Origin of the sequence: Pseudomonas viridiflava (genome assembly GCF_900602065.1) — a bacterium.
Lineage (GTDB): Bacteria > Pseudomonadota > Gammaproteobacteria > Pseudomonadales > Pseudomonadaceae > Aquipseudomonas.
Window position 1 is genome coordinate 71,891 of record NZ_UWFN01000265.1, and the last position, 21,436, is coordinate 93,326.

The following is a 21,436-nucleotide window of genomic DNA, read 5'->3' on the forward strand; positions in this document are numbered from 1 at the left end:
GCGGTCTGCGATGCAGGGTCAATTCCCCTCGATAAAACAGCAAATGCGTTGACGCTTTATTCCAGAAATACGCAGCCCTTATTTCTGAGACTGTCAATAACCCAACGGCGATCGTTATGACCTTCAGCGATATCCAGAAGTTGCTGGGTTTCAGCCGCATGTTTGGCGCTGGATTTCTTCAGCACGTCATCAACTTCATTAAACGGGATGCACAGCAAACCATCATCATCACCGACAATCATATCGCCTGGTTCAATTACCATTCCGTTGATTGCAACAGGAACATTGATTTCACCGGGACCGTCTTTATAAGGACCGCGATGAGTAATACCGGCGGCAAAAACAGGAAAGTCATCAGCGCCAATGCTCGCTGCGTCTCGAATAGCGCCGTTGATGACAATACCGCCCAAGCGCTTCTTGATGGCGTAAGCGACCATCAACTCACCGATGATTGCGTTGGTCAGATCCCCCCCGGCATCCACCACAATCACATCGCCAGGTTGGGCGATATCGAGGGCGTAATGCACCATCAGGTTATCGCCGGGCCGGCACTTCACCGTCAGCGCGGGGCCCGCCAGCACGCCGGAACGGTGCATAGGCCGCAAGGTTGCGCCACCGGCCGCCATGCGGTTCATTGAGTCACTGACGTTGGCCACGGGCACCTTACGATAACCTTCGACTTGCTCCACACTTACCTGACGGGTGCGTTTCAATACTCTGAATCCACTGGACATGATGTCGCCTCACTATGCACTGACGGACCAACGCCAACAACGGCGCTCCATCTTGAGTTAGATAACTATTTAAAAACGAACGCTAAAACCTGGAGAAAACTTTCTTCAGGGCGAACGAAGCCGCGCCCCGGATACCGGAATCGAAATAACGAATGAAGCCTGAATAAACAACGATACGGTTAACGTGTTTCCTGTATTAGCCGGCAAGATTCAAGTTGTAGGTATACGCCGCCGTCTGACTGAACAGAAAGCGTTTCTCCCCCGCTGTAAAATCAGCGGTTATTTTCTTGAAGGCATTCCACATCACGCCATAGGAATACATACCCTTATCCACCGGAAAGTTACTTTCAAACATGCAACGCTCCACACCGAACGCTTCGATGCAGTGCAGGATATAAGGACGCCATAACTCGGCGAGCGTGTCCGAGTCAGGCGGAAGTTCACGGGTATGCAACGCGAAGCCTCCAACGTCCATGCCCAACCCGCCCAGCTTGACCAACACATTGGGGCAATTGGCCAATTGGCAGATAAGCCGCGACCACTGAGCGAAGACCTCTTTCCGACGACCGGCATACGGGCCGATGCCTATGGGCCCGCCCACGTGATCCAGCACGATCACTTGATCCGGAAAGGACCTGGCCAGATCCAGAATTTCCTCGAGCTGGGTGTGATAGCCCCAGACATCCAGCGCCAGCCCGTAATCCTTGAGAAGACTCACGCCCTTGCGAAAGTGCGTGTCCAGGAGGATGCCGGACGGCGGCGGCCTGGGGTTTGAAACCACCTGCGGATCGGCGTGCCAGGCTGTGACGTTACGAATGCCCTGCAAGCGTGGTCCGGCCCGTTCAAGCATCTCTTCCAGTACTGGCACCACCGCCTGCCCCAGACGCAGATCCGCACCGGCCACGATGGCGCTGCAAATCCGCGCCGGACCATACAGACCGCTGGCGCTGAGCGCCGCTATACCGTTGGCGAACTCCACCTCACCCACGCACTGGAATGACTCGGGCCGATCCAGGTTGTACATCGAGCGGCATTGCACATACACCGATGCCACGACCCGATGACCGCTGTCGAGGTCGTCCAGATAGTCATCCAGCAGGTAATGGTTTTCCGGACGATCCCACAGATGGTGATGCGCATCGACAATCGCCAACTGCGGATCAATCGCAGGTTCATCCACCCGCGCCAGCCAATCCTTGCGAACGGGCAGGTGCGGCGATCCTGACGGCTTCATCAGTGCGCCCGAATATCAGAGATGAACTTGGCCGCACGCGGGTGTTTCGGCGCCGTAAAGAAGTCTTCCGGCGCGGCGCCCTCCAGCACCTGACCCGCGTCCATGAACCAGATACGGTCAGCCACTTCCCGGGCAAAGCCCATTTCATGGGTCACGCAGATCATGGTCATGCCTTCGGACGCGAGATCTTTCATGACCTGCAGCACCTCGCCAACCATTTCCGGGTCCAGCGCGCTGGTCGGCTCATCGAACAACATCACCGGTGGCTCCATCGCCAAGGCCCGGGCAATCGCCACCCGCTGTTGCTGACCACCCGACAATTGCAGCGGCATGGCATCGGCCTTGTGTGCCAGCCCGACCTTGGCCAGCAGGTCACGAGCGGTTTTTGCAGCGTCGGTCTTGTTACGGTTGAGCACCGTGATCGGCCCGATCATCACGTTATCCAGCACGCTCATGTGCGGGAACAGGTTGAAGTTCTGGAAGACGAAACCCACCCGGCTGCGCAAGGCATTGAGGTTCTTTTTCGAGGCATGAACGTCTTCGCCGGAAATCAGAATGCTGCCATCCTGGATTTCCTCAAGGCGGTTCACGGTACGAATCAGCGTGGACTTACCCGACCCCGAAGGTCCGCACACTACAACCACTTCACCAGCGGATACCTGCTCAGTGATATCGCTCAGTGCGCGATATTCGCCATACCACTTGTTCACGTTCTTGAATTCGATCATTTCGGTTGCCCCACCAGAACTGGATTTTCTTCAACGCTGTCATTTGTGGCGCGGGCAGAACCCAGGCGCTTGCGGTTGATGGTGTCTTCCAGCCATTTGGCGAGACGACTCAGCGAGAAGCACAACACAAAGTAGAAACCGGCCAGCAGCGCATAGACCTCGAACGGCTGGGTCAATAGCTGGTTGTTGATCTGATAGGCCGCGAAGGTGACTTCCTGCGTACCGATCAGGTAAGCCAACGAAGTGTTTTTTGTGATCATGATGAATTGGTTGAGGATGCTCGGCAGCATGTTGAACAGCGCCTGCGGCAGCACGATCTTGCGCATGCACTGGCCGTAGCTCATGCCAATCGCCCGGGCGGCTTCAACCTGGCCTTTGGGCACGGCGTTGATCCCGGCCCTTACCACTTCACCCAGATACGCACCCTCGTACACCACCAGTGCCACCAGCATGGTGACGAAGCCGGAGATGTTGATGCCGGTAATCAACGGCACTGCGAAGTAACACCAGAAGATCAGCAACAGCAGCGGGATCGCCCGCACGACATAGGTGTAACCCATGGCCACGTTGCGAATCGGTGCAATGGATGACGTACGCGCCAGACCCATCATGACTGCCAGCGGGAACGAAATAATCAGCGCCAGCAACGCGATGATGACAGTCAGCGCCAGACCGCCCAGCGGTCCCTGTGGATACTGGCCGACCAGCAGCATGATCCCGTAATCGTGAAGTATCTCGAGCATGGTTACCTCGCCATCCGCAGGTCGATGCGTCGCTGCCAGACGGCACCCAGAATCATGATCGTCCAGGAGCCGATCAGGTAGAACAGACTTGCCACGGCAAAGGTCTGGAAGGTCATGTAGGTTTCACCTTCGATTTGCCGCGTGATGTACATCATTTCTGCTGTACCGATGGCCATGGCCAATGCAGTGGTCTTGAACAGGGAAAGCGCCTGATTGACCAGCGATGGAGCCGATGCGCGCATGGCCTGCGGAATCAGAATCTTGCGCAGGGTTTGCACGTAATTGATCCCCAGCGCACGGGCCGCTTCGGTCTGGCCGTTGGGCAAAGAACGGAAGCCGCTGCGCAGGTCCTCGGACACGTAAGCCGCGCTGTTCAACGTCAGGGCGATGACGGCGAAAATCACTTCGCCGCCGTGGCCGTTGATCCAGTCCTGTGCAGCCAGCGGCAGCAGTTGCGGGATGCCGAAATACCACACAAACAACTGCACAAGGCTGGGTACGTTGCGGTGATATTCAACGAAGACTGCCACCACGAAGTCACCGATCCGGCCGGGGATCAGGCGGATCCCCATCAACAGGCAAGCCAGAACGAAGGCCAGCACTGCCGAGATGAAGAACAGTTGCAGTGTTACCCCTGCCCCGCCCAGAAACGCGTGCAGGTAGTCCCCCTGAAGCAGGGAACCGAAGCCATTGAAAATTGACACAAGCACCTCAATCGGGCCGCGTGAAGCGGCCCGCTTTCAATCACTGGAAATCAGAGAGCGGTGTGAGTTTCTTCTCACGTACCAGCTTGTATTCAGTCTGGTCGCCGTACCAGTGATCCCAGAGTGCTTGCAGCTCACCGCTGGCTTCCATGTCCACCAATGCCTGATTGATAGCGTTGGTCAGTGCAGTTTCGCCTTTTTTGACACCTACGCAGTTGGGCTCGAAGTGCAGCGCCTGATCAAGGAAGCGCATGTTCTGACTGCGAGTATGGAAGCGGATCGATGCCGGCTCGGTCATTGCCATGCCCTGGACCTTGCCTTGCTGCAGAGCGAGGAACGCTGAAGGTGCGTCTTCGAAACCTACGACCTTGGCGTCGGTGATTTGCTGGCGCGCATACAACTCCGGCGTGGAGCTCTTGATGGCACTGACGCGTTTGTCCGCCAGATCAGCGAAGGTCTTGATGCCGCTGTCGCCTTTGACCAGCACCTTGATCGGCACCTGATAGTAAGCCGAAGAGAAATCGATCTGCTCGGCACGCTCCTTGGTGTAACCCAGCGCGGCTGCCACTACATCGGCGCGGCCGGAAATCAGCGTCGGGATCCGCGCACTGACGGCAACGCCCTGCAACTCGGCTTTGACGCCCAGATGCTTGGCCAGGGATTTACACAAATCGACATCCAGACCAACGATTTCCCGGGTGGTCGGATCCTGGTATCCCAACGGCACGCTGTCAGTCAACGTCGCGCAACGCAGGGTTCCGCGATCCTTGACGTCTTGCAGACCATCAGCCATTGCCGTGGTTGCTGCCATCAACCCCATCAAAGTAAGCAAAACCTTTTTCATCATTGTCGGTATCTCTTCAAGAATGAGGGCAGAAATAAAAGCGGATCTTTTTTTAGTTTTTTTGAAAGCAGTTTTTGCTCACGACTCACCTCAACTCAATGCCTGGCATGCCTCCTTCATTCTGCGGCAGCCTTCGGTAATGATCTCAGTCGACGTGGCAAACGAGAGACGCAGATAAGGTGACAGGCCGTAAGCCGCACCATCGAGCACCGCGACGTTCGCGCTCTCGAGCAAATAGTTGCGTACATCCAGATCCGACTGCAGCACTACACCGTCTGGCGTGCGCTTGCCAATCAGACCGCCGCAGTTAGGGTACGCATAAAACGCCCCTTCAATGGCCAGGCACTTGAGGCCTGGTACGTCGTTCAACAATTCGATGATCAGATTGCGGCGCTCAGCAAACACACGTGCCGCCTCCTCCACGAAACTACCACCCTCTTCGAGCGCTGCCACTGCGGCAGCCTGACTCACCGCCGATGCGCCACCGATGCTTTGCGACATCAGCTTGTCCATGGCCTTGATCAGCGGTAGCGGGCCGCCAGCATAACCAATGCGCCAGCCAGTCATGGCGTAGGCCTTGGACACACCGTTGATTACCAGGGTGCGTTCCTTGAGTTGCGGGGCTTGCACAGCCGGTGCGGGCAATGCGGCACCGGCATAGTTGAAGTATTCGTAAATCTCGTCAGTCATCAGCCACACGTGCGGATGACGCACCAGCACGTCGACGATGGCCTGCATTTCCGCTTCGCTGTAAATCGCGCCGCTCGGGTTGTTCGGCGAGTTGAGCACCAGCCATTTGGTTTTCGGCGTGATCGCCGCTTCGAGTTGCTCTGGCTTGAGCTTGAAGCCCTGGGAGTCCGGGCATTCGAGGATGACCGGGACGCCACCATTGAGCTTGACGATGTCGGGATAGCTGACCCAGTAAGGCGCGGGGATGATCACTTCATCGCCCTCGTCCACGGTGCAGGTGAAGGCGGTGTAGATCAGTTGCTTGGCGCCCGACCCGACAACGATTTCAGCCAGTGAATAATCCAGGCCGTTGTCTTGCTTGAACTTGCGCTGCACGGCGGTCTTCAGTTGCTTGGTGCCGGTGGTCGCGGTGTAGCGAGTCTGGCCGGCCAGAGCGGCAGTGCGCGCCGCTTCAATAATCGAAGTCGGCGTCACGAAGTCCGGCTCACCGACACAGAAGTCGAGGATCTTCTTGCCAGCGGCTTCCAGCTCCATGACCCGCGCTTTCGCGGCAACACTGGCGGACGATGCGAAACGGTTGAGTCTGTTCGAAAGCGGGTACGACATTGCGGATGACCTGTGTGTTTAGGCTCGGTTGGTTTGAAGACTACTGATTGCCAAAACGAACAAAAAGCGATTTTTTGTTGCGTTTACTCATCTCCTAAGGGAATCTTTCAAAGAGCGAATGAGGATTGCGCAATGATTACGATCAAGCAGATAGAAGCGATTTTCTGGGTCGCCCGGCTGGGCAGTTTCGACTCGGCAGCCGACCACCTGAACACCACGCAGTCGGCCATTTCCAAGCGTATCCAGGACCTGGAAACGCGTTACGGCCAACCCTTGTTTGACCGCTCCCGGCGCAGCGCTCAACTCACGCCGATGGGGGCGGAACTGGTCGCGCTGGCCTCCAGTCTTTTGAACCAGCGGGACGCCATGCTGCAGCGTCTTGAAAGCCCGGAGAACCTGCAACGCAAGTTGCGTCTGGGCGTCACGGAGCTGACTGCCTTGACCTGGTTGCCTGATCTGGTCAGCGGGATTCGCAGCGCTTATCCGCTGGTGGAGATCATTCCGGAGGTGGACCTGAGTCCGGTGCTGTACGAGCGTCTGGCGAGCAATTCCATCGACTTGATCATTGTTCCGGACATCTTTCAGGACAATCGCTTCTCTGCCGAGAAACTCGACTCAGTGGAGAACGCCTGGATGTGTACACCGGCTTTGGCGGGTGATCAGACGCGCATGACGCTGGAAGAGCTGGCGTCGCGCACGCTGATTATTCAGGGCGCGCTGTCAGGCATGGGCATGGCTTATGGGCAGTGGTTCAAGATGAAAGGCATCGACATCCATAAGTCGATTACCTGCAACAACCTGCTGGCGCAGATCGGCTTGGCGGTGTCCGGGCTCGCGACGGCTTGCCTGCCGCTGCATTGTCTGGGTCATGTGCTGGATCGCAAGCTGCTGCAACGTCTGGATGTCACCCCTGCACTGCCGCAGATTTCGTACAAGGCGATGCATCGCAGCACCGAGGATGACCGATTCATGGCTGACATTCTGGGCATTACGCGCAAGGCGTGTGACTTCACCAAGTTCATTATTCATTGAGGTGCGGGGCTTCGGGCTACTGAACTGGAATGCGGTTCATACGACAGACTCCAACAGGACCCGACCAGACGACACAACGTACCACCCGGCACACCCATCCTGCGGCCCCCCTTCCCCCTCTTTCAATGCATGCATCAAAAGCATTCATATCCCAATTGCATGGCATTTGACTATCATGTAACAATAGTGAGAATCATTATCATTACATTTAACAATTCTTAACCCTATTCCAAGCGCACTGTTGTTAAAAGAGAGCCCGCTTAGAGCAAAGCCAGAAGGAAGATCGACATGCGAGTACTGGTGGTAGAGGACGATGTGGCCGTGAGCCACTGGCTCGGCAGCAAACTGCATGCAAGCGGGCACAACTGCCGGATGACCGATAACGGCGAAGGCGCGCTGGAAATGCTTGAGCGTGAAGCTTTCGACGTTGTGATCCTGGACCGCATCCTGCCGAAAATGGACGGTATAGAAGTACTGACACGTCTGCACGGCAAGCCTCATCCTCCGGTCCTGATTCTCTCGGCTAACGACCAGTCTGCTGATCGAGTCGAAGGCCTGCGGGCCGGGGCCGATGACTACCTGGGCAAGCCTTTTGATTTCACCGAGCTGCTGCTGCGCCTGGAATTGCTCGCACGTCGCCGCAGCCAGTCGACTCAGGAAGAAAGCATCCAGATTGAAGACCTGCACATTGATCTGGGTCGTCGTGAAGTGACCCGCGGTGGTCAGCGCATCGACCTCACCGATAAGGAATACAAGCTGCTGCTGGTATTGGCTAAAAACAATGGTCAGACCGTTACCCGCGGCATGCTCCTGGAAAAAGTATGGGGTTATCACTTCGATCCGCAGACCAACCTGATCGACGTCCATCTGTCGAAACTGCGCACCAAGATCGACAAAGGTTTCCAGCGCTCGATGATCCGTACGATTCGCGCGATTGGATACGCCCTTGGTTAACACCGATAACCTGAGGCTGCTGCTCAACACCAGTAACTTTCGTCAGGCCACCACCATCGCCTTCATCTGTTTGCTGGTAGCGCTGGCCTCGATCATCTTGTGTAACCACCTGCTGGAAATCGTCATGCGCAGCCATGTGCGCGAGATGATCCTGGCCGATGTGCGCTCGCAACAGCTCAATGGCCGCCTGCAAAAAACCGAGCAAGTGCTGGCAGCGCTCGCGTATCGCGACCCTTTTGAAACCCGCAAGGACCGCCACGCGCTGCTGTTCGACCGTGATGACAATGTGGTTTTCGGTGACGCTAATCTGCTTCCGCAAAGGCACTGCAAAGAAGCCTGCAGCAACAACTGGCGCCATACACAAGTCATCGATGCGCAGGGTAACGAGAGCGAAATACTCGGTTTGCTGGTGCCTCTCGCCGATGGCGGTCACTACTTCAGCGCGTACGACCTGCATCCAATGCTGGAGCGTACCCGCATCATTCCATTGCTGACTGGCGCAGGCCTGCTGCTGATTTTGTTGTTCATCCTGCTCACCAGCTTGCCGTTCAGTATGCGCAACATGTACCGCATCAATCGCATCCGTCACGCCTTGGCGCTTTACGCCAAGGGCGATCACAGCGTGACCGTGCCCTACGACGAATACGGGGACGAGTTCGACCAACTGGGCAGCGACGTCAACCTATGCCTGCGGCGCATCAACCGCTTGATGGACGAAGTGCGTAACGTCACCAGCCATATCGCCCATGAACTGCGTACACCCTTGACGCGCCTGCAGAGCAGACTGCAAAACGCCACCGAAGGTGTCGACGGCGACATTCGCGCAGAACTGCTGCAGGCCGTCAAAGAAAGTGAGCGCATTCAGAATCTGTTCCGCGCCGTGATGCGCGTGGGTGAAGTGGAAACCGGTCGTTGTGCTCATGATTTCGAAAGCATTCAGGCCAACGAACTGCTCATCGACGTACGCGATTACTACTTGCCAATGGCCGAAGAGTTAGGCTGCCCGCTACTGATCGACACTGACAGCCGCTGCTGGCTCTACGGTGATCGGGCCTTGCTGTTTCAAGCCATGGCCAATCTGGTGGACAACGCCCTGAAATATGCGCCGAGCGGACTGCCCATCACCCTCTTCGCCTCCCATCATCAGGACTGGTGTCACCTAGGAGTCGCCGATTGCGGACCGGGTATTCCAACTCAGATGAACGACAAGGCCATGGAACGCTTTCAACGCCTGGACACCAGCGGCAACGTTCCCGGCAATGGCCTGGGACTGACCCTCAGCAAGGCAATATGTGATCTGCATGGAGGCTCGCTGAAGCTGCTTGATAACAACCCCGGCTTACGCGCGACCATCAAGATCAAAGCCCGTCAGGAACTGCGCTGAGGGGCGAGGTTCCTTAAGCATTCTTAATAATCGCGTGCTTGTTAACCAATTGAGAATGAATCTTAATATCGGCCATTCCGGGGACACACTTCCCCAGATCAGATTTCAATACCGAGCCGATCAAAGGAGCCTTCTCTATGTCCCCGTCCCTGAAAAAATTCCTCGCTGATGAAAGCGGTGTGACTGCCATTGAATACGGCATTCTGGCTGCCGCCATGGCCGCCGCGATTGGCGTGATCTTCGGCTCCGACGGTGTATTCGTCACGGCCCTGAAAGATCGCTTCGCGTCTATCGCCGACCAGATCACCAACACCAATACCCCTGGCGCCTCGAAGTAAGTACGCGAATCGGAGCCGGTCATGGGCAACACTTTCATCATGCTGGTTCTGCTGCCAGCGCTGGCCTGGGTGATCTGTTCGGATCTGCTCTACCGCCGTATTCACAACTTGCTGGTGGTGTTGCTCTTCGCTGTCTGGTTGTTTCTGCCGATGTCCGCCGCGTTCGGTCTTGGCCCATGGGGCGCGATGAGCGGTGATCAGCTGTTGAGCCTGCTGGCTCGCTGCGGGGCAACTGCAACGATGGTCTTGCTGGTGGGCTACAGCTTGTTCTGCCTGGGCCGGGTGGGTGCCGGTGACGTAAAACTGATGGCTGTGCTGTGCCTCTGGGCAGGTGACGGGCAGATGGTTTTCCTCATCGTTACAGCCTTGGCAGGCGGCGTACTGGCACTGCTTCTACCGATGTTGAGCGTCGTCGAAAACAGCCTTGCCAGAGGCTGGCAGCAGGTGGCGACACAGCACCTGAAACTGAACATTGAAACCCCGACAGTGCTGACTGAAAACCGCCCGCTTGGCATCCCTTATGGTTTGGCCATTGCGACCGGCGCGCTTTACACCCTGTTCGTCCCCATTCACTCCTGACAGCACGGTTCACTCATGAAAGCCCCCTCCATTCTTCTTCTGGCAGGCACCTTGCTGGTGGCTGGCAGTGCAGCGCTGCTGGTCCGAGTCATGTTGAAACCGGCCCCTGCCACCGTGGTACAGCAGCAAGCGCCGAAAAAGGTCGAGCAGGTAAACCTGCAAGCCATTCTCGTGGCGAGCCGTGACCTCAAGCCCGGCGAGTTCATTGACACCGCCGCGGTGCGCTGGGAAGAGACTGAGCAAGAACACTCACCGCTGCTCTACTTCCTCAAAAGCAAAGACAACGTCGGCATGGTGCTGGGTGCAACCGTGCGCCAGCCCATCGCCAAAAACGAGGCGCTGGCCAGCAACCTGCTGGTGCATCCAGGTCAGCCCGGCTTCATTGCTGCGGTGCTCAAACCTGGCATGCGGGCGATTTCCGTGCCGACCAGTGCGGTGGCCAGCAACTCCGGCCTGATCTCCACAGGCGATCGTGTTGATGTGATCCTCAGCCTGGACCGCGACAAGGAGGAAGCCACGCTGAAGCCGGGGCAGATCACTCCTCGCCTGGCATCACAGACCTTACTGCGCGATGTGCGCGTGCTGGCCCTGAATAACATCACTCGTGGCGAGTTGACGCCCCGCAGCGAAGAAGCCGAGCCCAAGAAGACCAAGCGCGAGTTCTACGACACCGCGACGCTGGAAGTCAGCCCGGCACAAGCCGAGCGCCTGGCAGTAGCGAGAGAAATCGGCACCTTGCAGCTGGTTCTGCTCAGTGCCAGCGAGCCGGTTGCGCAAGCCCAGGTCACAGACCCAAGCCGGATCACCTCGCTGAGCCAAACCACCCATATCTACCAAAGCTTCAGCGGCCAGGCCCCCAAGGTGCAGATGTACCGGGGTATTCAGACAGAAGTTCTGGACTTCGGCCGGTAAGCAAAAAAATCTCCACAGCACACCGCCGGCACAGAACCGGCCGGAACAGCCCACTCGGAATCACAGACAATGAAGTTCGTTTCGAAAGCTCCCGCCGCCTCGCTGGCCTGCGTTCTCGCCGCAAGCCTGATCTGGTCCAGCACCGCCTGCGCGCAGAATGCGCCGGATGAAGCCGATCAAGGCCAGGATGAGGCCGATCAGGGTCAGTACATCGTCGAAGAGCAACCCGTTCCGAAACGGCTGAATCTGCCGCGCAAGCTGACGCAGGTCAAAGAGACCGAAGACGTGCAATTGCTCGTCAAGCAAGGTCGCTTGCTGCAGCTTCCGAGAGCTGCGACCACTGTGCTGGTGGCCGATCCGTCCGTGGCCAGCTTTCAAGTGCCGTCCCCCGGCAGTGTCTTTGTATTTGCCCAGAACGCGGGCACTACGACGCTCTACGCCATGGATGAAAATGACGAAGTCATCGCAGCGCTACGCCTGGTTGCAACCCACGATCTGGCGGCGCTCAGCAAGCAGATCGCCGAGGAAGTGCCGGGTTCGAAGGTCGAATTCGGTCCTTCTTCAGGCAGCGGCCTGATCGTCCGTGGCACCGTGCGCACGCCCCAGCAAGCCAAGCAGGTGATCAAAAGCGTCGAGTCTTATCTGGGTGCTGAAGACAGCAGTTCCCAAGGCGGTGGTGGTGGTGCAGCGGGGGCACCCGGAGGCGGTGGTCAGGCGCCAAAAGTTATCAATCAGCTAAAAGTCGAACTGTCCGCTCAGGTCAACATCAGCGTACGGATCGTCGAAGTGTCGCGCAGCATGACCACATCACTGGGCATGAACTGGGGCGTGGCACTGAAGGACGGCAACTTCTTCTTCAGTAATGCCAGCAGCCTGTTCGATGCGACCACGGGGGCAATCCTGCAACCGACCGGCACCAATACCGTCGGCCAAGGCTCGCGTACCCGAGGATCGACCACGGTATCGGGGCTGCTGACGGCACTTTCCGAAGACGGGTTGGCCACCGTACTGGCAGAGCCGAACCTGACCGCAATGTCCGGCGAGACTGCCGGTTTTGCAGCGGGCGGCGAAGTGCCCATCGTGATCATCACCAACAACAACGTGACCATCGAGTACAAGCAGTACGGCGTGATCATGCGCATGACGCCAACCCTGCTGTCGCCCAACCGCATCAGCCTGCATGTGGCCCCGGAAGTCAGCGATCTGTCGGACGAAGGCGCGGTCATACTGCAGGGCAACGTCATCCCGGCGTTCAAAGTCCGCCGCGCCGACACCACCGTAGAGCTTGCCAGCGGCCAGAGTTTTGCCCTGGCAGGCATGCTGCGCAGCAACGTCGCCCAGCAGGTCACCGGCGTACCCGGCCTGAAAAGCATCCCTGGCATTGGCCGCCTGTTCGAGACCGAAACCAGCTCACAGGAAGACACCGAACTGGTCATCATCGCCACCGCCTACGTCGTGGAACCAACAGTGCCAAGCGATCTGCAGACACCGGGCCGAGGCATTCGCGCGCTGGACGCCCAAATGCCAAGCCAGGCGTCCGCTGGCTACCTGTACTGAGACCCGGAGAACATCATGCCCGCTGTCAAATCACTGCTTTCTCTCGTCGTCGTGGCCCTGCTGCTCGGTGGCTGCGACCGCCCGCTGAACCAGATGCGTGAAAGCCGTTTCGCGCCCCATGACCAGGCTCAGGCACAAGGCATTACTGTTGCGCCTTCGGCCATGGTCACCTCTTTGCAGGCCACACCCAATGGCGGTTTTACTCCAGAGTCCCTGGCCAACCTCAACACCTTGCTCAAGGCCCAGGGGCGTCTGCGTAACCAGACCCTGACGCTGCAACCCCTGACACCGATTGGCGAAAAACTCGCTGAACGTCTGGCCAGCGTCTTGCGCGAGCAAGGTGCGAATCCTCAGCAACTGCGGGTCGCGCCAGTACAACTGCAAGCTGGCAACACTCAGGACTGGGACCTGCAGGTCATCTCCGAAGCCCTGGTGGTCAAAACCCCGGAATGCGCCATCGCTGACGATAAAACCTGGACCGTCAAACCCTACATGGCCGTCGGGACGCTCGGTTGTGCCAATCGCGCCAACGTGGCTCGCATGGTCGCCGACCCGCGTGATCTGGTCAGGGCGCAAACCCTCGACGCCGGTGACGGAACAGCGGCGGTGAATGCAGTGACTCGCTACCAGGACGGCGAGACCCGCGAGTTGCTCGATATCGACTTCAACGAAGACTGATCTTCTGGACCAGCACGCCGGGCCTGAGCACGGCGTTCTGCGTACTCCAGCAATCAGTGCTGCCAGGCGCCGAGAGGACATCAACATGAATGACAACACCCTTCACAGCAGCGACAACCAACCGTTAAACAGCGGCGTCATGCTATTCCCCTCCTCCGCCCAGGAAGCACAGCGTTTCGTCGAGCAGATCGTGCGTCTGGGTCATGACGCCAGCCACGTTCTGGCAGGCGGTATCGGCGCAGCCATCAACTGGAGCCAGGTCAACCCGTCGCCCGCCGTGATGCTGGTGGACATCGATGGCGACCCACTGCCCTTGCAGTCGCTCAGTGAGCTGTTTGAAAACTGTGACCCTACGTGCCAGATCGTTACCACTGGCAGCCGTCAGGATGTGGATCTCTACCGTACCCTGCTGCGCAACGGGGTCTGCGATTACCTGGTCAAGCCGGTGCCTTTTGACTTGCTGGCAGCAACGCTGGCCAGAGCACAGGGTGCCGATCAGCACGAAGCCCATGGCGTGCGTAACGGCCGCACCATTGCCATTACCGGTGCCAGCGGCGGCTGTGGCAGCAGCACCGTGGCTGCCGGGTTGGCGCAATTGCTTTCAGAGCAACGTCACACGGCGACGGCTGTGGTGGACTTCGACCGTCACAATGGCGACCTCGCCTTGCTGCTGGGCTACGACGGTGATGCCGGACTGGCGGGTGCCTTGAGCAGCAACGAGATCGACAGCCGCTTCCTGCAACGTTCCATGGGCAAGATCAACGACCGCCTGCACTTGCTCGCTCAGGAGCCCAGCTACCAGATCGATCCGCATCTGGCGGTCGACCATCTGCTCAGTCTCGGCGGCAACCTGTGCCGCATGTTCAATCAGGTGGTCTGGGACCTGCCCGCTGGTCGCCCAAGCGGCTGCATGGATGTCCTGGCCCACGCGCAAACGCGCATCGTCCTCGCCGACATGAACGTCCAGGACGCACGCAACACCCACCGTTTGTTGCGTGAGATTGGCGATGAAAGCGACGGTCAGCATCTGCTGCTGGTGATCAACCCGTCACGCGGCAACCTGGCGTCAGGTGTCGAGCGCAAGCAATTCGAGGAGTTCGTCGAACGACGTATCGATCTGGTTCTGCCCTATGCCGGTCAGTCCCTGAGCAGCAGCCTGCTGACAGGCCCACTGCGCCTGTCCAGCGCGCCAGCGTTCCAAAGCAGCCTACTGGAACTGACCGATCTGGCGTGCGGACACACGCCACGCAAAACCAGCCTGCAGAGCAGCAACATCATCAGCCGTCTCAAGAACGTGCTGGGCCGCAGCCGCTCGGCCGCCTGAGAACGAACGCCTGAGAACGAGGAATTCAAACATGCTCATCCGTCAGCCGCAGAAACCCAAACCCGCGCGCAAGCAAACAGCGGAAACCCCAGCCCCGGCCGCCGTACAGGAAGTGCGGGCAACGACGGTTGCCCGCAACGTGCCGGGCAAGTCGCTGGATGGCGCAGGTGCCCATAACCGGCGGCTGATCCGTGGCCATCTGTATGACCAGATTGACCCGCTGAAAGCCGCAGCCATGGGCCGCGATAAATTGCGCGGGCAGATCGAGTCGCTGATCCGCCGCATCTGTGACGAAAACCGCTTGCAGCTCTCCCGTCAGGAAGAGGAAACCATCGCCGAAGAAATGCTCAACGAGATGGTCGGCATTGGCCCGATCCAGCCGTTGCTGGCAGACGACTCGGTGAACGACATTCTGGTCAACGGTGCCGGGCAAGTGTTTGTCGAGCGCTACGGCAAACTGGAACTGTCACCGATTACCTTCGTCGACGAAGCTCATGTGTTCAACACCGCGCAGCGCATTGCCGCCGCAGTGGGCCGCCGCATCGATGAAACCCACCCGATGGTCGATGCGCGGCTGGCCGACGGCAGCCGGGTCAACGTGATTACCTATCCGCTGGCGATCGATGGCACGACGATTTCCATTCGTAAGTTCATGCGCCGCAACATGTCCCTGGAGAGCCTGTCGGAGCGCGGCGCGATTTCCATGGAGATGGTCGAGGTGTTGCGCCGGGCGATGGTCGCCAAGCTCAACATCATCGTTTCGGGCGGGACCGGTGCGGGCAAGACCACCCTGCTCAACGCACTGTCGCAGAAGATCAGCGACGAAGACCGCATCATCACCATCGAAGACGCCGCCGAGCTGCAGTTGCAGCAGATTCACGTGGTGCGCCTTGAAACCCGACCGGTCAGCGCCGAAGGCACGGGCAAGGTCGACCAGCGCGACCTGGTGCGTAACGCCCTGCGGATGCGCCCTGACCGGATTATTCTCGGCGAGGTGCGTGGCGGCGAAAGCTTCGACATGCTTCAGGCGATGAACACCGGTCACGATGGCTCGCTGTGTACGGTCCACGCCAACACTCCGCGCGACGCGATCATGCGTCTGGAGAACATGGTGATGATGGCCAGCATGCAACTGCCCCTTGAGGCTATTCGCCGACAGATCGCCAGTGCCGTCAACCTGATCGTGCAAGTGGAACGCATGCGCGACGGTGCGCGACGCATCGTCTCCATTACTGAAGTCTGCGGCATGGAAAACGAAGTCATCCAGAGCCAGGAACTGTTCAGCTTCAAGACCACCAGCGTCGATGCCAAAGGCCGCCTCAGCGGGCAATTTGTTTCCAGCGGCCAGCGGCCACAGTTCTACACCAGCCACGCGCATCTGTTCGAAGGTCAGGCCTGATGGACGCCGCTCTGGATCTGCTCACCCTGCTGGTATTTCTCGCGGTACTGCTGGCGTATTTTGCAGCGCGCAGCCTCAATGGCCGTCGCAAGAAAGATAAAGATATCGCGCAGTATCTGGCCTTGCTGAAAGCCCGGCTCAACGCCGGCGATAGCGACAAGGCTGCCGCTGCACAGACCTCGACCAAGGCTCAGGACATTCTCCGGGAAATGGAGCGCGCACCGTTCGCGCGGTTGCCGTTTTTTGGCAAGGCCCTGGGCAAAGTCTGGTTCAACCTCAGCGTACTCGGTTGGCAAAAGACCTTGCGCACACGCCTGACCATGCTGACGCTGGCCAGCCTGTTGCCTGCCACGTTACTGGGCCGCGAGATGCCCATGCCGTGGGTTTCCGGGAGTGTCCTGGCAGTGCTCTGCTTTGTTCTGCTGGCCAACATCAGTTACCGCAACGCGCTGGCCAAACACCTCAAACAACTCAAGCAAAGCCTGCCCGAGGCGATTGACGCGATCACCCGCACCGCTCGGGCGGGCGTTCCGATCACGAACGCTTTCGCGTTGGTGGCCGAGAACATTCCCGGACCTTTGGCGGTGGAGTTTTCCCTGATCGACAACTGGATGAGACTGGGCCTGCCGTTGCGCCAGGCCATGCAGGATTCGGCCAAACGCATCCCGTTGAACGAGTACCGATTCTTCGCGGTGATCCTGATCATCAACCAGGAGGCTGGCGGCCGACTGGGTGAAACGCTCGACCGGCTCGCCTCGACCCTGCGTGAACGTCAGGAGCTGCAATTGAAGATCCAGGCCAAGACATCGGAAGCACGAGCCTCAGCCAAAATCGTTGCCTCGCTGGTGCCGATGGCGCTGGGCTACATGTACCTGAATTCGCCGAACGATTTCCGTTTTCTGCTCAATGACCCCACCGGTAACAGTGTGCTGTTTTATGCGTTCGGCAGCGTCACGCTGGGTCTGTTGATCACCCAGCAGATGGTCAGGAGAGTGGTATGAGCACACTGTTCGAAGACCCGATGGCACAAGGCGCATTGGCCATTCTATTGGCGGGGCTCGGCCTGGCCCTGATCGGCCTGCACCACAGCAAACGTGTTGCCCCCTTGTTCCAGCGCCTTGGCAAACGTCAGGCAACAGAACAACCTGGCGCGCAACAAGCCAATATTCTGCGTCAGCAGAGTCTGCGGTTGCCGCCCCGACTGCAGGCAATCCTGTTGCCGCTGGCCCGGATTGGCGAAGGCCTGGCGGGCACCGTCAATGACCGCCGCCATCTGCGCCGTTTGTTGTCCATGGCGGGTATGCGTAGCCACGAAGCGCTGGGCCTGTTGATGGTCGGCAAATACACCCTGAGCCTGGTGCTGGCCGGCATCGTACTGTTCGGCGTGCTGGAGGCAAAATCGCGTTTCGGGCTTACCGGGCTGGCCTGTGGTCTGACCGCGATGTTTGCCGGTACCGCACTGCCCGAGGTGTGGCTCAAATGGCTCAGTGCCAAGCGTGGCGGCAAGCTCTCGCGCAGCCTGCCTGACGCGCTGGACCTGATGGTGATCTGCGCCGAAGCTGGGCTGCCACTGGGCCGGGTGCTGCAAGTGGTGTCCAAGGAGCTGGCCTTGTCGGCGCCGGAAATGGCTGAAGAATTGCGCTACACCTTCGCCGAGTTGCAGATCCTCAGTGACCGTTCACGGGCCTTGGTCAATCTGGCCGAACGCACCGGTGTCAGCGGTATCGAGAGCATGGTCGCCACCCTGATCCAGGCTGAACGTTATGGCACGCCGCTTTCTCAGGCGCTGCGCACGATCTCCGATGAAAGCCGTAAAACCCTGATTCTCGACCTTGAAGAACGGGCCGGTAAATTGCCCGCCCAACTCAGCGTTCCGCTGATGACCCTCATCCTCCCGCCGATTGTCGCAATGATGGGAGCACCCGCCATGGTGCGCATCATTCGTCTGCTCGGTAACTGACCCTACATGCTGCTACGGAGCACCCCGTTTATGTCACGCCTGCGCTCTCAATTGATGCTGATCGGCCTGTTGGCCCTTGGCGGCTGCACTCACCTCCCCTCGCTAAGCAGCAGCACTTCGGCGCCTTCGTTGGGCAAGGAAGCCAAAGAAGCACTGCGCCTGGCGCACGTTCTGCGTGACAACGGTCGCCTTGAAGCGTCTTACGAAATCTACGAGCGCATGGATCAGCGTCAGCAGTTGAGCGGTCCCTATCTGCTCGAATACGCCAGCGTCGCAGCGACCGTTCGCCCACCTCAGGAAACACTGGCGCTGTATCGGCGGGCCAGACAGCAACTGGGCAATGACCTTGCTCCAGTGCAACGCCTGACCGTGTGCAGTGGCAGCGGCCGTGCGTATCTGGCGCTGGGCATGGCGAAACAGGCCGAGCAGGAATTCCGCTGTGCTCTGGAAAGCGCACCGAACAACGCCCAGGCGCTCAACGGCCTGGGTGTCGCCCTGAACCTGCAGCATCAGGATGGCGAAGCGCGCAAGCAGTTCGAGAAAGCCCTGGAAATCGATCCGGGCTACAACGCAGCAGTCAATAACCTGGCCCTCGCCTGGCTGGCGGATGGCGACACCACCCGTGCGATCGGCTTGCTCAATCAGTCGCGTAACAACGGCAATGTCGCACTGCAACTCAATCTGGCCCTGGCCTATGTGCTGGCAGGCCATGACGAAACCGCGCAACGGGTGCTGCTGGAAAAACTGCAACCGGAGCGCGCGGGCAAGATCCTCGTGGAGTTCCAGGCTGCACGTGATCGTGTGAGCAAAGGTGCGCCGCTGGCCAGTGAGCTGCTCGCCGCTAGCCAGCACCCCTTCACACTGCATGATCAGGACTGAACACTGACATGGCCGAGACACCCAATTGCCGCACGCTGTGGCGCGATCAGAGCGGCGTCACCGCGGTAGAGACCGCCCTGATCCTGCCGGTCTTGCTGTTCGGCGTCATGATGCTTTTCGAGCTGGCGCGCATTGCGTTGATGATCGGGGTTGGCAGCCTGTCACTCGAACGCGCGGTACAGGACTTTCGCACCGACACCCGCTATTACAGCCAGGCAGACCTGCAGAGCGATATCGCGCAACGCATGATCGACTCCTCCTACGGTTTTCTGACCGAGGAGAACTTCACGGTGGACGTCCTGGCCTTCGATAACCTGCGCCAGTTCGGGGGTGCCAAACCTGATCCGGAAGAAGAAGACAGCACGGACAACTCGCCGCCAATCCTTAGCATAAGCGTCGACATGAGCCAGGAATTCATGACTCCGCTGCCAGCACTGTTTGGGCTGGGCAACGCGTTTCAGTACCAGTACCGACACCTGCTGGGCAATCTCATCAGCGAGGAAGACGACGAATGAAAGTTGCTTTGCGTTCTCGCCAGCGGGGCAACGCGCTGATCGAGGCGGCCCTGATCATGCCGCTGCTGATTGGTACGGCACTGATCAGCGCCGATCTCTACAACGTCAGTCAGGCTCGCAGTTATCTGGAACAGAGCGCGCATAACATCGCCTCGGTACTGGCGATGCAAAGCCGACTGGACAGCGCCGGGCTCGACGCGCTGATCGAACAGGCGGCAACGCCTGACGTGCTGGGCGATTACGAGCTGATCATCAGCAGGGTCGCGCTGGATCGGAAAATGCCCTGGCGCCCCATTTACCGGGGCAGCGATGAAGGCATCTGCCCAAGTTACAGCGCTTCGACGCGCTACACCGGGGACATGCCCGAGGAACGTGCGGAGCAAAGCGAGGACGACGAAGATGACAGCCAGAACAAAACCACCTTGCTGGTCGTGCAGCTGTGCCGTAGCAGCAACACCCTGGCCTTGAGCAGCAATCTGCTGGTAGACAAGACCTTGCAGGCAGTGGCGTTCAGCCGGATGGTTTACACCGAATTGAAGCTGGATGACCGCCTGGCACAAGAAGTGGGGCAAGAGCAGGAGGATTGAACTGTGGCAGCTCATTTATCCTGACATACCGCCATCGCAGCCTTCGGTCCTACAGGGCATTCGTTTGCTACGCGTCAGCGCTTGTCAGGGACAACGGGCAATCTTATCAAACAGCGCAGAACTATCTGAATTTACGCTGCACTTGTGGGACCGGATTCATCCGGGAGAGGCACGTACATTCTCTACATTTTCATCGTCAGGAATGCCCCCTTCCCGGATGAATCCGGTCCCACAGGGAATCGTGTCTACCGCGAGACAGCGCGGTGTCAGGGACGCCGGGCAGCTCTACAGAAAACACATTCCACTTCAGAAAATTAACCCTTCTTAACTTGTTCACCCATCGCCGGCACTCTTTACTGGAAGCCCTTCCGCTCTCGGACTTTGCGCACCTGAACATGACGCCTTCTCACGTAACACCCGCCACCGGTTTGAAGCGCCTGGGTTTTCTCGCCCTGGCTTATGGCAGCCTGGCATTTGCCTTTCTCGGGTTGATCATTCCCGGCTTGCCGACAACTGAATTTGTCCTGCTGTGTGCGTGGGCCTCTGCCAAGAGTTCGCCACGCCTGAGTCGTTGGCTGGAGCAACACCGGGTGCTCGGGCCCTTGCTGCATAACTGGCGAAACGGCGGCGTGATCAACCGCAAGAGCAAGCTGGTCGCCAGCCTGAGCATGAGCCTATGTCTGGCGATCCTTATCTGGCATCAGCCGCCGCTCTGGCTATTGGTCAGCGCCGGGCTGGGCATGGGCAGCGGCGCGTTGTGGATCTGGTCGCGGCCTGAGCAGATACCGGGCCATTTGCTCAATGGGCCGCAGTTTTCCGAGTGAAACATCTTCTCGACGTACCTGGCACGACGCTGTAGCGCAGCAGGCAAGTAATTTTGTAGGAACTGCCGAAGGCTGCGAAGCATTCATCCTGAGACACCGCTATCGCAGCCTTCGGCAGCTCCTACAGGTATCGTAATTGCCAAGTTAAAGCTCACTCATTAAGCATTCTTAATGAACCCGCGGTTGCCCGCTATTAGGAATTATTCTTATCTTTGCCGCACTTGCTGACAC

23 protein-coding genes are annotated in these 21,436 nt (G+C 58.7%); 16 read left to right on the forward strand and 7 right to left on the reverse strand.

All coding sequences use genetic code 11. The features are described 5' to 3' along the window. Window positions 1-56: 56 nt before the first annotated feature. The 7 genes from EE949_RS15340 to EE949_RS15370 form a co-directional block, all read right to left on the reverse strand. Window positions 57-734: an RraA family protein gene (locus tag EE949_RS15340; protein WP_122665057.1), complete on the reverse strand. Its 678-nt coding sequence runs from the start codon at window positions 732-734 to the stop codon at window positions 57-59. A 196-nt stretch (window positions 735-930) separates the two neighbouring features. Further along, complete coding sequence (locus tag EE949_RS15345; RefSeq protein WP_122665058.1) at window positions 931-1,968, reverse strand: amidohydrolase family protein; 1,038 nt, start codon at window positions 1,966-1,968, stop codon at window positions 931-933. Then, complete coding sequence (locus EE949_RS15350) at window positions 1,968-2,696, reverse strand: amino acid ABC transporter ATP-binding protein (RefSeq protein WP_122665059.1); 729 nt, start codon at window positions 2,694-2,696, stop codon at window positions 1,968-1,970. Before EE949_RS15350 ends, EE949_RS15345 begins: the two co-directional genes overlap by 1 nt. Next, a complete protein-coding gene (locus EE949_RS15355) occupies window positions 2,693-3,439 on the reverse strand; it encodes an amino acid ABC transporter permease (protein WP_122665060.1) in 747 nt (248 codons plus the stop codon). Before EE949_RS15355 ends, EE949_RS15350 begins: the two co-directional genes overlap by 4 nt. 2 nt (window positions 3,440-3,441) lie before the next feature. Next, window positions 3,442-4,143, reverse strand: coding sequence for an amino acid ABC transporter permease (locus EE949_RS15360; protein ID WP_205504993.1), 702 nt, complete (start codon window positions 4,141-4,143; stop codon window positions 3,442-3,444). A 40-nt stretch (window positions 4,144-4,183) separates the two neighbouring features. Beyond that, window positions 4,184-4,990 (reverse strand): ABC transporter substrate-binding protein, encoded by an 807-nt coding sequence (locus EE949_RS15365; protein ID WP_205504991.1) that lies wholly within the window; start codon window positions 4,988-4,990, stop codon window positions 4,184-4,186. Window positions 4,991-5,077: 87 nt separating this feature from the next. Then, window positions 5,078-6,283, reverse strand: coding sequence for an aminotransferase class I/II-fold pyridoxal phosphate-dependent enzyme (locus EE949_RS15370; RefSeq protein ID WP_122665061.1), 1,206 nt, complete (start codon window positions 6,281-6,283; stop codon window positions 5,078-5,080). Window positions 6,284-6,415: 132 nt separating this feature from the next. Between EE949_RS15370 and EE949_RS15375 the strand changes: the two genes are divergently transcribed. The 16 genes from EE949_RS15375 (at window position 6,416) to EE949_RS15450 (ending at window position 21,205) form a co-directional block, all read left to right on the forward strand. After that, window positions 6,416-7,315, forward strand: coding sequence for a LysR family transcriptional regulator (locus tag EE949_RS15375; protein WP_122665062.1), 900 nt, complete (start codon window positions 6,416-6,418; stop codon window positions 7,313-7,315). A gap of 288 nt (window positions 7,316-7,603) precedes the next feature. Then, window positions 7,604-8,269, forward strand: coding sequence for a response regulator transcription factor (locus EE949_RS15380; protein WP_122665063.1), 666 nt, complete (start codon window positions 7,604-7,606; stop codon window positions 8,267-8,269). Then, window positions 8,262-9,653: a sensor histidine kinase gene (locus EE949_RS15385; protein ID WP_122665064.1), complete on the forward strand. Its 1,392-nt coding sequence runs from the start codon at window positions 8,262-8,264 to the stop codon at window positions 9,651-9,653. Before EE949_RS15380 ends, EE949_RS15385 begins: the two co-directional genes overlap by 8 nt. 137 nt (window positions 9,654-9,790) lie before the next feature. After that, window positions 9,791-9,991, forward strand: a complete 201-nt coding sequence (locus EE949_RS15390; protein ID WP_122665065.1) for a Flp family type IVb pilin — start codon at window positions 9,791-9,793, stop codon at window positions 9,989-9,991. 21 nt (window positions 9,992-10,012) lie between these two features. After that, window positions 10,013-10,570, forward strand: a complete 558-nt coding sequence (locus EE949_RS15395; protein ID WP_122665066.1) for an A24 family peptidase — start codon at window positions 10,013-10,015, stop codon at window positions 10,568-10,570. A gap of 15 nt (window positions 10,571-10,585) precedes the next feature. Further along, window positions 10,586-11,482: a Flp pilus assembly protein CpaB gene (gene cpaB, locus EE949_RS15400; RefSeq protein WP_122665067.1), complete on the forward strand. Its 897-nt coding sequence runs from the start codon at window positions 10,586-10,588 to the stop codon at window positions 11,480-11,482. A 69-nt stretch (window positions 11,483-11,551) separates the two neighbouring features. Next, the gene (locus EE949_RS15405; RefSeq protein ID WP_122665068.1) at window positions 11,552-13,039 is read left to right on the forward strand and encodes a type II and III secretion system protein family protein; all 1,488 of its coding nucleotides are present in this window, start codon (window positions 11,552-11,554) and stop codon (window positions 13,037-13,039) included. 15 nt (window positions 13,040-13,054) lie between these two features. Beyond that, entirely contained in the window at window positions 13,055-13,717 is a 663-nt protein-coding gene (locus tag EE949_RS15410; protein ID WP_122665069.1) for a CpaD family pilus assembly lipoprotein, read from the forward strand. 85 nt (window positions 13,718-13,802) lie between these two features. Continuing rightward, entirely contained in the window at window positions 13,803-15,041 is a 1,239-nt protein-coding gene (locus tag EE949_RS15415; protein ID WP_122665070.1) for a histidine kinase, read from the forward strand. 31 nt (window positions 15,042-15,072) lie between these two features. Then, window positions 15,073-16,440 carry a CpaF family protein gene (locus EE949_RS15420; protein WP_122665071.1) on the forward strand — a complete coding sequence of 456 codons (1,368 nt, stop codon included), beginning with the start codon at window positions 15,073-15,075 and terminating at the stop codon, window positions 16,438-16,440. Beyond that, on the forward strand, window positions 16,440-17,441 hold the full coding sequence (locus EE949_RS15425) for a type II secretion system F family protein (protein WP_205504990.1): 1,002 nt from the start codon (window positions 16,440-16,442) through the stop codon (window positions 17,439-17,441). The genes EE949_RS15420 and EE949_RS15425 overlap by 1 nt, the downstream gene beginning before the upstream one ends. Further along, entirely contained in the window at window positions 17,438-18,400 is a 963-nt protein-coding gene (locus EE949_RS15430; protein WP_122665073.1) for a type II secretion system F family protein, read from the forward strand. Before EE949_RS15425 ends, EE949_RS15430 begins: the two co-directional genes overlap by 4 nt. 30 nt (window positions 18,401-18,430) lie before the next feature. After that, entirely contained in the window at window positions 18,431-19,279 is an 849-nt protein-coding gene (locus EE949_RS15435; protein ID WP_162874452.1) for a tetratricopeptide repeat protein, read from the forward strand. Window positions 19,280-19,287: 8 nt separating this feature from the next. After that, the gene (locus EE949_RS15440) at window positions 19,288-19,794 is read left to right on the forward strand and encodes a TadE/TadG family type IV pilus assembly protein (protein WP_122665075.1); all 507 of its coding nucleotides are present in this window, start codon (window positions 19,288-19,290) and stop codon (window positions 19,792-19,794) included. Continuing rightward, a complete protein-coding gene (locus tag EE949_RS15445; protein ID WP_122665076.1) occupies window positions 19,791-20,381 on the forward strand; it encodes a TadE/TadG family type IV pilus assembly protein in 591 nt (196 codons plus the stop codon). Before EE949_RS15440 ends, EE949_RS15445 begins: the two co-directional genes overlap by 4 nt. A 395-nt stretch (window positions 20,382-20,776) precedes the next feature. Beyond that, the gene (locus tag EE949_RS15450) at window positions 20,777-21,205 is read left to right on the forward strand and encodes a YbaN family protein (RefSeq protein ID WP_122665077.1); all 429 of its coding nucleotides are present in this window, start codon (window positions 20,777-20,779) and stop codon (window positions 21,203-21,205) included. The last annotated feature ends 231 nt before the right edge of the window (window positions 21,206-21,436 follow it).

What these genes read in the sequence shown, in the direction of transcription:
- EE949_RS15440 (WP_122665075.1), top strand. Translation starts at nt 19,288, where the DNA reads ATGGCCGAGACACCCAATTGCCGCACGCTGTGGCGCGATCAGAGCGGC.
- EE949_RS15430 (WP_122665073.1), top strand. Translation starts at nt 17,438, where the DNA reads ATGAGCACACTGTTCGAAGACCCGATGGCACAAGGCGCATTGGCCATT.
- EE949_RS15350 (WP_122665059.1), bottom strand. Translation starts at nt 2,696, where the DNA reads ATGATCGAATTCAAGAACGTGAACAAGTGGTATGGCGAATATCGCGCA.
- EE949_RS15410 (WP_122665069.1), top strand. Translation starts at nt 13,055, where the DNA reads ATGCCCGCTGTCAAATCACTGCTTTCTCTCGTCGTCGTGGCCCTGCTG.
- EE949_RS15420 (WP_122665071.1), top strand. Translation starts at nt 15,073, where the DNA reads ATGCTCATCCGTCAGCCGCAGAAACCCAAACCCGCGCGCAAGCAAACA.
- EE949_RS15435 (WP_162874452.1), top strand. Translation starts at nt 18,431, where the DNA reads ATGTCACGCCTGCGCTCTCAATTGATGCTGATCGGCCTGTTGGCCCTT.
- EE949_RS15375 (WP_122665062.1), top strand. Translation starts at nt 6,416, where the DNA reads ATGATTACGATCAAGCAGATAGAAGCGATTTTCTGGGTCGCCCGGCTG.
- EE949_RS15445 (WP_122665076.1), top strand. Translation starts at nt 19,791, where the DNA reads ATGAAAGTTGCTTTGCGTTCTCGCCAGCGGGGCAACGCGCTGATCGAG.
- EE949_RS15380 (WP_122665063.1), top strand. Translation starts at nt 7,604, where the DNA reads ATGCGAGTACTGGTGGTAGAGGACGATGTGGCCGTGAGCCACTGGCTC.
- cpaB (WP_122665067.1), top strand. Translation starts at nt 10,586, where the DNA reads ATGAAAGCCCCCTCCATTCTTCTTCTGGCAGGCACCTTGCTGGTGGCT.
- EE949_RS15390 (WP_122665065.1), top strand. Translation starts at nt 9,791, where the DNA reads ATGTCCCCGTCCCTGAAAAAATTCCTCGCTGATGAAAGCGGTGTGACT.
- EE949_RS15395 (WP_122665066.1), top strand. Translation starts at nt 10,013, where the DNA reads ATGGGCAACACTTTCATCATGCTGGTTCTGCTGCCAGCGCTGGCCTGG.
- EE949_RS15425 (WP_205504990.1), top strand. Translation starts at nt 16,440, where the DNA reads ATGGACGCCGCTCTGGATCTGCTCACCCTGCTGGTATTTCTCGCGGTA.
- EE949_RS15450 (WP_122665077.1), top strand. Translation starts at nt 20,777, where the DNA reads ATGACGCCTTCTCACGTAACACCCGCCACCGGTTTGAAGCGCCTGGGT.
- EE949_RS15405 (WP_122665068.1), top strand. Translation starts at nt 11,552, where the DNA reads ATGAAGTTCGTTTCGAAAGCTCCCGCCGCCTCGCTGGCCTGCGTTCTC.
- EE949_RS15340 (WP_122665057.1), bottom strand. Translation starts at nt 734, where the DNA reads ATGTCCAGTGGATTCAGAGTATTGAAACGCACCCGTCAGGTAAGTGTG.
- EE949_RS15355 (WP_122665060.1), bottom strand. Translation starts at nt 3,439, where the DNA reads ATGCTCGAGATACTTCACGATTACGGGATCATGCTGCTGGTCGGCCAG.
- EE949_RS15415 (WP_122665070.1), top strand. Translation starts at nt 13,803, where the DNA reads ATGAATGACAACACCCTTCACAGCAGCGACAACCAACCGTTAAACAGC.
- EE949_RS15365 (WP_205504991.1), bottom strand. Translation starts at nt 4,990, where the DNA reads ATGATGAAAAAGGTTTTGCTTACTTTGATGGGGTTGATGGCAGCAACC.
- EE949_RS15345 (WP_122665058.1), bottom strand. Translation starts at nt 1,968, where the DNA reads ATGAAGCCGTCAGGATCGCCGCACCTGCCCGTTCGCAAGGATTGGCTG.
- EE949_RS15370 (WP_122665061.1), bottom strand. Translation starts at nt 6,283, where the DNA reads ATGTCGTACCCGCTTTCGAACAGACTCAACCGTTTCGCATCGTCCGCC.